Source organism: Collinsella sp. TF07-1, from assembly GCF_003437235.1.
In the GTDB taxonomy this organism is placed as follows: domain Bacteria; phylum Actinomycetota; class Coriobacteriia; order Coriobacteriales; family Coriobacteriaceae; genus Collinsella.
The window spans coordinates 488-12,239 of sequence record NZ_QSRV01000034.1; the positions used below are offsets into that span (position 1 = coordinate 488).

An 11,752-nucleotide genomic window follows, 5' to 3' on the forward strand; every position below is an offset into this window, starting at 1 on the left:
AGATGGTGTCGCCGTCGTTGGTGGTGTGCGTGGGACGGATGGCGTGTGCGTAGGCGTCTGCGGCCATCTGGGAGACCTTGGTGGCTTGTGCCTTAGTGAGTTCCACGTTGGTGACGATGCAGCTGATGGTGGTGTTGGTGCGGTCGAGCGGCATCTGCATGGATCCGGCGGCGGCAAAGGCTGCGAGTTCCATATCGACGATTTGGTCGCTATCGGCTGAGGCGCGCATGCCGGCGACCCACTCGCCGGTGAGGGGGTCGACAACGTTGCCGCAGGCGTTGACCGAGACCACGGCGCCCACCTTGATGGGGCCGAGCGCCACGGCGGCAGCGCCAAGGCCGGCCTTCATGCAGGTGGCAGGGCCCATGAGCTTACCTACGGTGGCACCGGTGCCGGCGCCCACATTGCCTTGCTCGAGCATGGTGGGGGTGTTGTCGAGCGCCTCGCGCACGGCGGCGATGCCGGCCTCAATGTCGGGGCGAACGGTGGGGTCGCCAAAGGCAAGGTCGAAGATACAGCTGGAGCACACGATGGGCACCTGCGTGGGGCCGACGGGCAGACCAATGCCGCGGCTCTCGAGTTCGCGGGCCACGCCGCTTGCAGCCTCGAGGCCAAAGGCCGATCCGCCCGAAAGGCAGACGGCGTGGACCTTATCGACGGTGTTTTCGGGACGCAGCAGGTCGGTCTCACGCGAAGCGGGGGCGCCACCACGTACGTCAACGCCACCGGTGGCACCCTCGGGCGCCACGATTACGGTGCAGCCGGTGCCAGCCTCCTCGTCCGTATAGTTGCCAAAGCAAAAGCCATCGACATTGCAAACATCGATGGCTTCGAGCAGTGTGTCCATGTTTTCTCCTATCGGTTTTCCGCCGGGCCTTATGCCCGGTCGGGATCCGTACGGTACGGCAAAATTGTAGGCGCTGGGGGATAACCAGCGCCAGATGCAATTACGAGAGTTTTTGAATCGCGCGTGCGACGCGAGCGATGGGCAAGCCCACCACGTTGTAGAAGTCACCCGAAATATCGTGCACAAGCATGCGGCCGCCTGTGCCTTGGATGCCGTAGGCCCCGGCCTTGTCCATGGGTTCGCCGGAGGCAACATAGCGCTCGATCTGCTCTTCGGTAAGCTCATAGAACGTCACGTCGGTCACATCGACAAACGACAGGCTCTCGGCGGCATGCGGAGCGGCCGTGTCGCCTGCCTTAACGATGCAGACGCCGGTTGCGACCTGGTGCGTGCGGCCCGAAAGCTCGCGGAGCATGGTGCGCGCCTCGTCCTCGGTTGCCGGCTTGCCCAGAATCTTGCCATCGAAGGTGACAATAGTATCGGCCGCGACGGTCAGTTCGTTGGGCTCGGCATGCTCGGCGGCAACGGAGGCGGCTTTGGCGCGTGCTAAGCGTTCAACGAGCGTAAGCGGGGCCTCGCCATCAAAAGGCGTTTCGTCGATATCTGCGGGAATCACGTGAATGTCATAGCCCGCCTCGCGCATCAACTCGATGCGGCGCGGTGATTGCGAAGCCAAAATCATAGCTGAATGCCCTCGGCGACCTTCTCGACGGCCTTGTCGCCGGCGAGTGTGCGCAGCAGCTCAAGCGCAAAGGGGAGCGACTGGGCCATGCCGCTGGCGGTGATGATGTTGCCGTCTTGCGTAACCTTCTCGCCGGTATAGGCGCCTTCGGGGAAGCTTTTCTCAAAGCCAGGGAAGCACGTGGCCTGGCGCCCCTCGAGTAGGTCGAGCTCGCCCAGGATAAACGGGGCGGCGCAGATGGCGGCAACGTGCTTGGTCGCGGCGAACTCGCAGACCACGTCGCAGACGCGCTGATCGGCGCGCAGGTTGGTGGCACCGGGCAGGCCGCCGGGCAGCACGACGCAGTCGTACTCGTCAAAGTTGATCTCATCAAAGAGCGCATCGCAGGTCACGGGGATCTGCAGCGAGCTTACGACCTCACGCGTGGGCATGATCGAGACGAGCGTGGCACGCACGCCGCCGCGACGCATGACATCGACCATGGTCAAGCATTCAATAGTTTCAAAGCCATCGGCGGCGAGAACGGCAACGCTGGGCATGAGGGCTCCTTTCATGGGCGGCATACAATTAGCCGTCTTATACCCCGAAGACCTCCGCTTGCCACGCTCGATTTTCCATTGTTTAAAAAGGGACGGGGCTATTTTAGCTACCCCACTTGCAGGGTAGCTAAAATCCCCCCGTCCGAATTAGCTACCCTCACCCATCCTCAACAATCTCAATCTGTAACATCTAGACCCACTTTTGACCCCTAACTGTTACAGATCAAGACAAACGGAAACCGCCCCGACAAAACGTCTAAATCTGTAACATCTACGGACCAAAACCGGGTCTTACTGTTACAGATCGAGACAGCCCCCAACAGCACCGCCCCGTTCGGGGAAACGACCGCTACAGGTACGGCGGGCAGAGGCTCACTTTTTTCTTCGGTTTTTCTTGACGGAATCTCACCTGTTGTAGTACTTTGTCCCAGTCTAAAAACGCGTGGACTTTTCTGGGCGCTAGCCACCTTTTTGCCACGCAACCGAGCAGTCGGTTGCGTGGCTTTTTTCGTCTTGGCAGCAGGTACCACATGCACCGCCAGAAGACCGCACGAGCCCACCTTCCGACTGCAGGGAACAGACGCACGAGACGTGCATCTGCAAGACAGCAGACGGAAGGGAGCCTAATGGCAGAAACAAACACAATCAAGCAACAGACCGCCGAGGCGGGAGCCGCGGGCGCGGGGCAGGTCAAGGCGGCGCTCCAGGTCTTTGCGGGCGGCGCCTGCTACGGCGCGATGGCCACGACCTACAAGCTCGCCTACGCCGCGGGCTTCACCTCAGCGCAGGTGGTGGCGAGCCAGGCGTGGTTCGGCTGCCTCTTCTTCGCCCTCGCCACGCTCGCAGGGCACGCACTCGGGCACCGCTGGCAGCGCGTGGGCTGGAAGCTCGCCCTCAAGCTCATGGGCCTGGGAGCCCTCACCTGCCTCACCTCAATCCTCTACTGCTACGCCATGAGCGTGCTGCCCGCCCCGGTGGCACTCACGCTCCTCTTCCAGTTCACGTGGCTGGGGCTCGTGTGGCAGACCGTCATGACGCGCCGGCCGCCGAGGCTCCTCCAAGTGGCCTCCGCCCTGGTCATCGTCTTCGGAACGGTGTTCGCCAGCGGCGTCTACAAGACCGGCATCACCGGGTACGACCCCGTGGCCCTGCTCTGCGCGCTGGGGGCGGCCGTGTCCTGCTCCCTCTTTGTCACCCTCTCCGGCAAGGTCGAGGCCCCCTGCTCGTCCGAGCAGCGTGGCGTCATCGTATGCGCGGGCTCCGTGGTCATGTCGCTCACGGTGTGTCCGGACTACGTCGTCTCGGGCGTCCTCGCCCAGGGCATCCTGCCCTTTGCCGTCATCGCCGGCTTCTTTGGCATGCTCTGCCCGGTCCTGCTCTTCGGCATGGGCTCTCCGCACCTGCCCGCGGGCCTGTCCACCGTCATGGCCGCCGCGGAACTCCCCGCCGGCCTGCTCATCGCCATGATCGTCCTCGGCGAGCCGCTCGGCGTCGTCGAGTGGCTGGGCGTCGCCATCATCCTCGCCGGCGTGTGCCTGGCACAGGTCCCCTCCCTGCTTGGAGGCCGGGAGGCACGTCGCGCCGCCGCAGGACAAGCCGTCAGCTAGTCACCCCTTCACAGGCGGCCCGCGCGCATCAGGGAAAGGGCCACGGGCCAGGCGCGCGAGGCCGCAAGGACGTTATAAAGCGTCCCCCGCAGAGATGGGGGCGCCAGAGAGAAGGAGGCACCATGCCATTTCCAAAAGGGTTCCTTTGGGGAGGAGCCACCGCCGCCAACCAATGCGAGGGAGGTTATGACGAGGGCGGCCGCGGCCTTGCCAACGTCGACGTCATCCCACACGGGCCGGAGCGCAACGACGTAAGCCGCGGCCTGAGGCGCATGCTCGACTTCGAGCCCGGGTACTACTACCCGGCCCAGACGGGCATCGACTTCTACCACCACTACCGCGAGGACATAGCCCTCTTCGCGGAGATGGGCTTTAAGGTCTTTCGCCTCTCCATCGCCTGGAGCCGCATCTTCCCCAATGGCGACGAGGAGGAGCCCAACGAGGCCGGGCTCGCCTTCTACGAGGACGTGTTCCGCTGCTGCCGCGAGCACAGGATCGAGCCCCTCGTGACCATCACGCACTTCGACTGCCCCATCCACCTCGTCAAGAAGTACGGCGCCTGGCGAAACCGCGCCCTCATCGAGCTCTACAAGCGGCTCGTGAAGGTGCTCTTCAACCGCTACCGCGGCCTCGTGCATTGGTGGATCACGTTCAACGAGATGAACATGATCTTGCACCGTCCCTTCATGGGCGCCGGCATCGTCCTCGAGCCCGGGGAGAATGCCCGCGAGGCCGAGTACCGCGCCGCGCACAACGAGCTCGTGGCGAGCGCCTGGGCCACCAAGATCGCCCACGAGGTCGACCCGGAGAACAAGGTTGGCTGCATGCTCGCCGCGGGAAGCTACTACCCCTACTCCTGTCGTCCCGAGGACGTCCGTGCAGCGCAGGTCAAGAACCAGGAGGACCTCTTCTTCGTGGACGTGCAGGCACGCGGGCACTACCCCGGCTACGCGCTCAAGATGCTCGAGCGCGAGGGCATCGACGTGGGCATGACCGCCGAGGACGAGCGCATCCTTGCGGAGAACACCGTCGACTTCATCTCGTTTAGCTACTACTCCTCGCGCTGTACCGCGGGCGACCCCGATTCCGTGGGCGGCGTCGCCGAGGGCAACGCCTTCGCCGGCGTGGAGAACCCCTACGTGCGCACGAGCGACTGGGGCTGGGTCATCGACCCGCTGGGGTTCCGCATCACGATCAACGACCTCTGGGACCGCTACCAGAAGCCGCTCTTTGTGGTGGAGAACGGCCTCGGCGCCTATGACGAGGTGCTTCCCGACGGCACGATCGAGGATGACTACCGCATCGCCTACCTGCGCGAGCACATCGAGGCCATGCGCGACGCTATCGAGCAGGACGGCGTCGAGATGCTCGGCTACACCACCTGGGGGCCGATCGACCTCGTGAGCGCGGGCTCCGGCGAGATGGAGAAGCGCTACGGCTTCATCTACGTGGACCGCGACAACCTGGGCAACGGCACGCTCGAGCGCAGGCGCAAGAAGAGCTTCTACTGGTATCAACAGGCCATCGCCACCAACGGAGGCGACCTGGGCTAACCACCCGGGCAATATCACTAAGGAGAAAATAATGGCAGAAAAATACGACGACCTGGCCAGATCCATACTCGAGAACGTAGGCGGCGCCGAGAACGTCGCCAGCGTCGCGCACTGCATCACGCGCGTGCGCTTCAAACTCAAGGACGAGTCCCGCGCCAACACGGCCAAGATCGAGGCCCTCAAGGGCGTCATCCAGGTCATCCAGGCCAACGGCCAGTACCAGGTGGTCGTGGGCAACATCGTCGAGGACGTCTACGACGCGGTCCTGGAGGCCGGCAACTTCTCGGGCGGCGCAAGCGCCGACGACGAGCCCCAGGGCGATAAGACCGTTGCCTCCGTCATCATCGACCTCATCTCTGGCATCTTCCAGCCCATCCTGGGACCGCTTGCCGCCGCAGGCATCATGAAGGGACTGCTTGCCCTCATCACCTACTTCGTCCCGGCCTTTGCAAACGACGGCCTCTACACGCTGCTCTACACCGTGGCTGACGGCTTCTTCTACTTCCTTCCCGTCGCCCTGGCGTTCAGTGCCGCGCGCAAGTTCCGCATGAACGAGTTCACCGGCGTGGCAATCGGCGTGGCGCTCCTCTACCCGACGATGGTCGCCCTGACCTCGGGCGAGGCGCTCGGCAGCATCGACCTCGGCGTGGCCGGCACGTTCTCGTGGTACGCCACCGCCCCGGGCTCCCCATCATCATGCCCGTGTCCGGCTACGTGAGCTCGGTGATCCCCGTCCTTCTCATGGTGTGGTTCGGCTCTATCCTTGAGCGCTGGCTCAAGAGCTGGATGCCGGCTGCGCTCAAGATGTTCCTTGTCCCGCTCGCCACGATGACGGTCTCCATCGTCTTGGGCTACCTCATCATCGGCCCGGTGGCCACCCTCATCACCAACCTGCTGAGCGCGGCGTTCTCGTTCATCTTCCAGCTCCCCGTGGTTGGTTCCGTCCTGGGCAGCGCCCTAGTCGGCGGACTGTGGATGTGCCTCGTCATCTTCGGCTTCCACTGGAGCCTCATCCCCATCTCCATCATGAACCTGAACACCCTCGGCCACGATAGCGTGCTCGCCGCCACCATCGGCCACGGGTTCGCACTCGGAGCGGTCATCTTTGCCATGTACCTCAGAAACAAGGACGAGCGCTTCCGCGGCATCGCCCTTCCCGCGATGATCTCCGCCTTCTTCTTCGGCGTCACCGAGCCGGGCATCTACGGCATCGCCCTCCCCAACAAGCGCGCGTTCGTCGTGGCATGCCTGAGCTCCGCCGTGGGCGGCGCTATCGTGGGAATGACTGGCGCTCTCATGTACATCTCGGGCGGCCTCGGCGTCTTCAACCTGCTCAACTTCATCGACGGGACCCCTGGTGGCGCCGGGATCTCCCACATGATCTTCGCGATCATCGCCTCGCTCATCTCCGCCGTCCTGGCCTTTGTTATCGAGTTCATCACCTACCGACCCAACGACGAGGAGGAAGGCGCCCACTAGCTTGCGCCCTCCTCAATCAGCTCTATGTAATTGAGGAGCAGTTGAGGTGGGTGAGGGCCGAGGGCGATCAAGGTGGCCGCCCTCGGCCCGGGACAACCTGTCAGAAGGCGTTTAGCTTTCTCGGGCGGCGCTGAAATGAACTGCGCCCCGAAACTTAGACGGGTCAATTAGCGGCCTATGCCGCACATGGGGACTGATTCCGGAACTCCTCCGGGGTCAGTCCCTTTTGCTTAACCTGCCTCCTCTTGTTCCAGTGAACGGTGTAGGCGTGGAGGTCCCGCTTGAACTCCTCGAAGCTCCGCCACGTCCGGTTCCTGTAGAACTCGTCCTTCAGGCGCCCGGGCAGCAGCTCCGTCGCAAGAGCTCGCCCTCGCGCGCCGCCGGCCCCGGCCGGGTCCGGGCGCCCTTCGGCCTTCGGTGCGCCCGTATCCCCTGTCGCAAAACTCTGCTGCAAGAGTCCTCAGCGTGGCGTCGTGTCCGACTTTCCCGTCCATAAAGAAGCCCCCTCATTTCTAATGTCCAAGAAATGAGGGGGCGGTTCAATTTCGGGACGGGGATTAAATAATCATTCAGAACAAATTTTTTTATCCCCGTCCCAGAAAAATCATCGGGCGTGGTCTTGGGCAAACGGTCTAGTTACGCTTGAGGTGGACGACGGTTTCGCAGTGGAAGGTTTGCGGGAATAGGTCGACCGGCGTGATCTTGACGGGGGAGAAGGTGCCCTCCTCGACAAAGCGCTTGAGGTCGCGGGCTAGAGTCGCCGGGTCGCAGCTCACGTAGGCGACATCGCGGGCACTCGTGCTCGCGATGAGGTCGATGGCCTCGGGCGCCAAGCCCGCGCGCGGCGGATCGACTACCAGGACATCGGCGTCCTGATCGGGGAACTCGCGCACCGCGTCGCCGCCGATGACGTCGACGTTATCGATTTTGTTAATCTCCAGGTTACGGCGTAGATCGCGCACGGCCGGGCCATAGGCTTCGACGGCGGCGACAAAATCGCAGCGGCGGGCGAGCGGCAGGGTAAAGGTACCGGCGCCGCAGTACAGGTCCACGGCAAGCTCGTCTTCCTGCGGATCGAGGGCGTCCATAACGAGCTCAATCAAAATCTCGGCGCCCTTGGTATTGACCTGGAAAAACGACGGGGCAGATAAGCGCATCTGGCCTTCGGCGATATTTTCGGTCCACGAGCCCTCGCCGGCGAGCATCTCGACTTTGGAGACACGGCGTGCTTTCTTTTCGCCCTTGCTCATCACACGCACGATGCTCGTGGGATGAGCGGCGTCCGCCAGTACGCGCGAGACCTGTGAGCGCGGAAAGGAGCCTGTGGGCGTCCAAAGCGCAACCTCGAGCGCTTTGGTGCGGCGCGATGCACGAATGCCCACGCGTTCGAGCCCCAAGTCATGGCTGCCGCTTAGATAGTTGAGTGCGCCGACGACCGATTTGAGCGCCTTCGGGAAGCGCTTATCGAACAGCGGACACGTATCGACAGTCACGATTTTGCTGGGGTCGACACCGTGCATGCCAAGGCGCACACGACCGTTGACGACGGTCGGTTCGAGCTCGATTTTATTGCGGTAGCCCCAGTCGTCCTTGGTGTGGCAGATGGGCTGTACCAACTCATCGACCTGCTCAGGAGCGAACTTGCCGATGCGCTCGAGTGTGGAGCGCAGGTTTTGTTCCTTGGCGGCGAGCTGTGCCGTGCGTGAGAGATTGCCCCACGAGCAGCCGCCGCAAATGCTCACGAAGGGGCAGGGAGGCTGAATGCGATCGGGGCTTGGCTCCAGAATCTCGGTGGTGCGGGCGCGCATGAACGACTTGCCGTCCTGTACGACCTCGGCCTCGACGGTGTCGCCTGCCACGGCGCCCTGCACAAAGACGGCCTTGCCGTTGTCGGCGTGCGCTAGCCCGTCGGCGCCGTAGGTCATCGATTCTATAGTGAGCTTCATATCCCTGCCTGTCATTCGCGTTGTTGTCCGCACCATGGTAGCAGGGAAAAGCGCCCCGCATCCGAGGCTTTGCTCAAATGCGGGGCGCTTCTACAAACTGCTTCTACAAACGACTATTTCGTCCTGCCGGTAATGAGCGTCTTAAGACCCAGACCGATCAGGCCCAAGCCCATGCGCACGCGGCCGGGGTGATGGCGCTCGATGGCCTTGGTCTTGCCAGCGGGCTTATCGCGATGGGCACTCGTCTCGGGTGCGGGCTTGGTGACCTGCGGCTCGGGTCGAGGTGCAGGTGCAGGCTCGGGCTCAATGACGGTCGCCTGGACCTCTTGGACCTTGGGTGCTACCGGCTGCGGCTCGGGCTCGGGGGCGGGTTTTGCCTCAATGACGGGCTCGGGCGCGGCCTCGGCGTTGCGATAGGCACGCTCCAGCAGAGCTTCCTGCGAGTTGAAGGGCTTCTCGTCCTCCTTGCGCTCCACCGGAACCCAGGTGCCGTCACTCGTCAGGCTTCGTGCCTTCACGTTGTCGCGCAGCTGCATGCCCATGTACTCGTGTACCAGGGCGCGGCAGGTGGGGTCGAGCACGGGGAAGGCAATCTCCACGCGGTGCTCGGTGTTGCGCGTCATCATGTCTGCTGAGCTCAGGTAGATCATGTCCGAGTCCACGCCAAAGGCATAGACGCGCGCATGTTCCAAAAAACGTCCGACGATGGAGCGCACGTGCACGTTCTCGGTCTTGCCCGGAACACCGGGTTTGAGGCACGAGATACCACGGATGATCATGTCAACGCGCACGCCGGCACACGATGCCTCGGCGATCTTATCGATAACCTCGCGGTCGGTCAGCGAGTTGAGCTTAAAGAACACGCGGGCGGGCTCGCCGACAAGGGCACGCTGAATCTCGCGGTCCAGACCGCGCATGATGAGCGGCTTGAGGCCCACGGGCGCCACGCCCAGGAAGCGATAGTCGCCGCGCAGGTTGCCCAGCGACAGGTTGCGGAAGAACAGGTTGGCGTCCTCGCCGATACCGGGATGGGCGGTCATGAGCATAAAGTCACTGTAGAGCTTGGCCGTCTTCTCGTTAAAGTTGCCGGTGCCCAACAGCGTGAGACGGGTAAGCGCCATGCCCTCGCGATAGGTGAGCTGGCAGATCTTGGAGTGGCACTTAAAGCCCTCGGAGCCGTAGATAACGGTGCAGCCGGCCTCTTCCAGACGCTCGGCCCACTCGATGTTGTTCTGCTCGTCAAAGCGTGCGCGGAGCTCCATGAGCACCGTGACCTCTTTGCCGTTCTCGGCGGCATCGATGAGTGACTCGCACAGGCGGCTTTGTTTGGCCACGCGGTAGAGCGTGATGCGCAGCGAGATGCACTCGGGGTCGTATGCGGCCTCGTGCACCAGGTCCAAGAACGGATTCATGGCCTCGTAAGGGTAAAAGAGCAGCTTGTCGTGCTGCAGCACCTGCTCGCGGATGGAGCGGGACATGTCGATGGTGGGGTTGGGCTGCGGCTTAAACGGCGTAAAGAGCAGCTCGTTGCGTAGGTGCTCGGGAATCTTGCCCTCGATGCCAAAGACGTAGCCCAGGTCAAGGGGGATATCGCAGGTAAAGACCGAGCGGCGAGAAAGCTCGAGCGCCTTGCGGATGGTCTTGAGCGTTGCCTTCTCGAGCGAGCCCGATACGGCGAGCACCACCGGCTGCAGGCGCAGGCGCTTCTTGAGGATGCGCTTCATGTGCTGGCGGTAATCCTCTTCTTCCTCGACGCCCTCACCGTCCGGGTCGATATCGGCATTGCGAGTGACGCGGATCAGCGCGCGATCCAGCGGCTTATAGGAGCCAAAGCAGCTATCCAGGCAGGCGAGGATGACGTCCTCGAGCAAGATGTAGGAGTAGGTGCCGGTGGGCGAGGGGATCTCGACCACGCGGTTCATCGAGGTGGGAATCTCGATCAGACCCAGCAGGCTCTCCTCGTCGGTGACGCCGTCCAGGCCACAGGCCAGATAGAGCGCGCCGTTGCGCAGGTTGGGGAAGGGATGGCGCGGGTCAATGACCAACGGCGAGATGACCGGCGACACGTAGGCCTGGAAGTAGCGGGTTACGAAGGTGCGCTCCTCGGGCGTCAGCGAATCGATGCGGGCGCGGTGAACGCCCAGAGCGTCGAGCTTGCCCTCGATGCTCTTAAAGATGGACTCCCAACGGGTGAGGAGCCCGGGTAGCTCTGCCATGACAGCATCGACCTGTTCGGAGGCGGTCATATTGCTCTTGTTGTCGACAGGCTGTTTTTTGAGCTCTGCCAGATCGGACAGGCCGCCCACACGCACCATGAGAAACTCGTCGAGGTTAGACTCGAAAATCGACACGAACTTTAGACGTTCGAACAGCGGAACGGTCTCGTCGAAGGCTTCGTCAAGTACGCGGTTGTCAAAGCGCAGCCAGCTAAGCTCTCGGTTTTGCGTATACGAAAAATCACGCGGCGGCTTGCGCAGCTTGGCGGCCTTTTGCTTCTTTTCGATTTTGCTCGGCATATGCATCTGTCCGTTCAGTCCCTGCGGGGGACGGTAGCCTAACACTATTCCCTATTGTCTCAATTTAGTCGACCTATGGCGTAGACGCATCGCGCGAACGGTATCTTTACCTACTTCTTACGCTGACAAGCCGAAGCACTAACGTCCGGTGCCTTGAGCAAGCGATCTATATCCTCATTCAACTGATGAGAATGTATGAATAAGAATGATAGCAAGCTGAATATAATCGAATGTAGATCGAATCGAGGGCATGCGCCATTTATATGCAGAAAACCGTTTTCACTATGCAATTTTGAATCATGGATAACTTTGAGTGTTCAAGCTTGATTTCCTAGAAAAATAACGTTTACCTAGGAAAATCTGCTTTACGAAACTGAAGTGTATCATGGGAAATCATATGCGATATACCGTTCATCGTACTTTGCTGACCGTTCGGGGGCGAGGTGGAATTGCGGTTGAAATTTGGATATAACTAGAGCTGTCAGTAAGCAGCGCCCGTTACGGAAGGGTGCTGAGAGATTCGGCCGAAAGGCCCGAAAGAAAGGTAGGAGGCCATGACGAAAGGTCTGCACGTGCCTTCCGA

General features: G+C 62.0%; 10 protein-coding genes. 4 read left to right on the plus strand and 6 right to left on the minus strand.

Annotated features, from left to right (window positions below):
* From DXC67_RS09660 to DXC67_RS09670, 3 genes are all read right to left on the minus strand, one after another.
* Window positions 1-847, minus strand: an 847-nt coding sequence (locus DXC67_RS09660) for a P1 family peptidase (protein WP_199410726.1), incomplete at its 3' end; no start/stop codon positions are given.
* 100 nt (window positions 848-947) lie between these two features.
* Window positions 948-1,529 (minus strand): nucleoside triphosphate pyrophosphatase, encoded by a 582-nt coding sequence (locus DXC67_RS09665; RefSeq protein WP_117638208.1) that lies wholly within the window; start codon window positions 1,527-1,529, stop codon window positions 948-950.
* A complete protein-coding gene (locus DXC67_RS09670; RefSeq protein WP_117638209.1) occupies window positions 1,526-2,068 on the minus strand; it encodes a DJ-1 family glyoxalase III in 543 nt (180 codons plus the stop codon). The genes DXC67_RS09665 and DXC67_RS09670 overlap by 4 nt, the downstream gene beginning before the upstream one ends.
* A gap of 626 nt (window positions 2,069-2,694) precedes the next feature.
* On the opposite strand from DXC67_RS09670, the gene DXC67_RS09675 reads away from it, so the two are divergent.
* The 4 genes from DXC67_RS09675 (at window position 2,695) to DXC67_RS10705 (ending at window position 6,707) form a co-directional block, all read left to right on the plus strand.
* Entirely contained in the window at window positions 2,695-3,675 is a 981-nt protein-coding gene (locus DXC67_RS09675; protein WP_117638210.1) for an EamA family transporter, read from the plus strand.
* 122 nt (window positions 3,676-3,797) lie between these two features.
* Window positions 3,798-5,228, plus strand: a complete 1,431-nt coding sequence (locus DXC67_RS09680; RefSeq protein ID WP_117638211.1) for a 6-phospho-beta-glucosidase — start codon at window positions 3,798-3,800, stop codon at window positions 5,226-5,228.
* A 31-nt stretch (window positions 5,229-5,259) separates the two neighbouring features.
* The gene (locus tag DXC67_RS10700) at window positions 5,260-5,946 is read left to right on the plus strand and encodes a PTS transporter subunit EIIB (RefSeq protein WP_233503223.1); all 687 of its coding nucleotides are present in this window, start codon (window positions 5,260-5,262) and stop codon (window positions 5,944-5,946) included.
* On the plus strand, window positions 5,925-6,707 hold the full coding sequence (locus DXC67_RS10705; RefSeq protein ID WP_233503224.1) for a PTS transporter subunit EIIC: 783 nt from the start codon (window positions 5,925-5,927) through the stop codon (window positions 6,705-6,707). The genes DXC67_RS10700 and DXC67_RS10705 overlap by 22 nt, the downstream gene beginning before the upstream one ends.
* 175 nt (window positions 6,708-6,882) lie before the next feature.
* Here the strand turns inward: DXC67_RS10705 and DXC67_RS10760 are convergent, their stop codons facing one another.
* From DXC67_RS10760 to ppk1, 3 genes are all read right to left on the minus strand, one after another.
* Window positions 6,883-7,161 carry an IS3 family transposase gene (locus DXC67_RS10760; protein ID WP_199407134.1) on the minus strand — a complete coding sequence of 93 codons (279 nt, stop codon included), beginning with the start codon at window positions 7,159-7,161 and terminating at the stop codon, window positions 6,883-6,885.
* A 178-nt stretch (window positions 7,162-7,339) separates the two neighbouring features.
* Entirely contained in the window at window positions 7,340-8,668 is a 1,329-nt protein-coding gene (gene rlmD, locus DXC67_RS09695; protein ID WP_117638212.1) for a 23S rRNA (uracil(1939)-C(5))-methyltransferase RlmD, read from the minus strand.
* Window positions 8,669-8,766: 98 nt separating this feature from the next.
* The gene (ppk1, locus tag DXC67_RS09700; RefSeq protein WP_117638213.1) at window positions 8,767-11,175 is read right to left on the minus strand and encodes a polyphosphate kinase 1; all 2,409 of its coding nucleotides are present in this window, start codon (window positions 11,173-11,175) and stop codon (window positions 8,767-8,769) included.
* Window positions 11,176-11,752: the final 577 nt, after the last annotated feature.

Bases quoted from the DNA above. Each gene is read 5' to 3' on its own strand.
- DXC67_RS09665 (WP_117638208.1), bottom strand. From the start codon at position 1,529: ATGATTTTGGCTTCGCAATCACCGCGCCGCATCGAGTTGATGCGCGAG.
- DXC67_RS09670 (WP_117638209.1), bottom strand. From the start codon at position 2,068: ATGCCCAGCGTTGCCGTTCTCGCCGCCGATGGCTTTGAAACTATTGAA.
- DXC67_RS09675 (WP_117638210.1), top strand. From the start codon at position 2,695: ATGGCAGAAACAAACACAATCAAGCAACAGACCGCCGAGGCGGGAGCC.
- DXC67_RS09680 (WP_117638211.1), top strand. From the start codon at position 3,798: ATGCCATTTCCAAAAGGGTTCCTTTGGGGAGGAGCCACCGCCGCCAAC.
- DXC67_RS10700 (WP_233503223.1), top strand. From the start codon at position 5,260: ATGGCAGAAAAATACGACGACCTGGCCAGATCCATACTCGAGAACGTA.
- DXC67_RS10705 (WP_233503224.1), top strand. From the start codon at position 5,925: ATGCCCGTGTCCGGCTACGTGAGCTCGGTGATCCCCGTCCTTCTCATG.
- rlmD (WP_117638212.1), bottom strand. From the start codon at position 8,668: ATGACAGGCAGGGATATGAAGCTCACTATAGAATCGATGACCTACGGC.
- ppk1 (WP_117638213.1), bottom strand. From the start codon at position 11,175: ATGCATATGCCGAGCAAAATCGAAAAGAAGCAAAAGGCCGCCAAGCTG.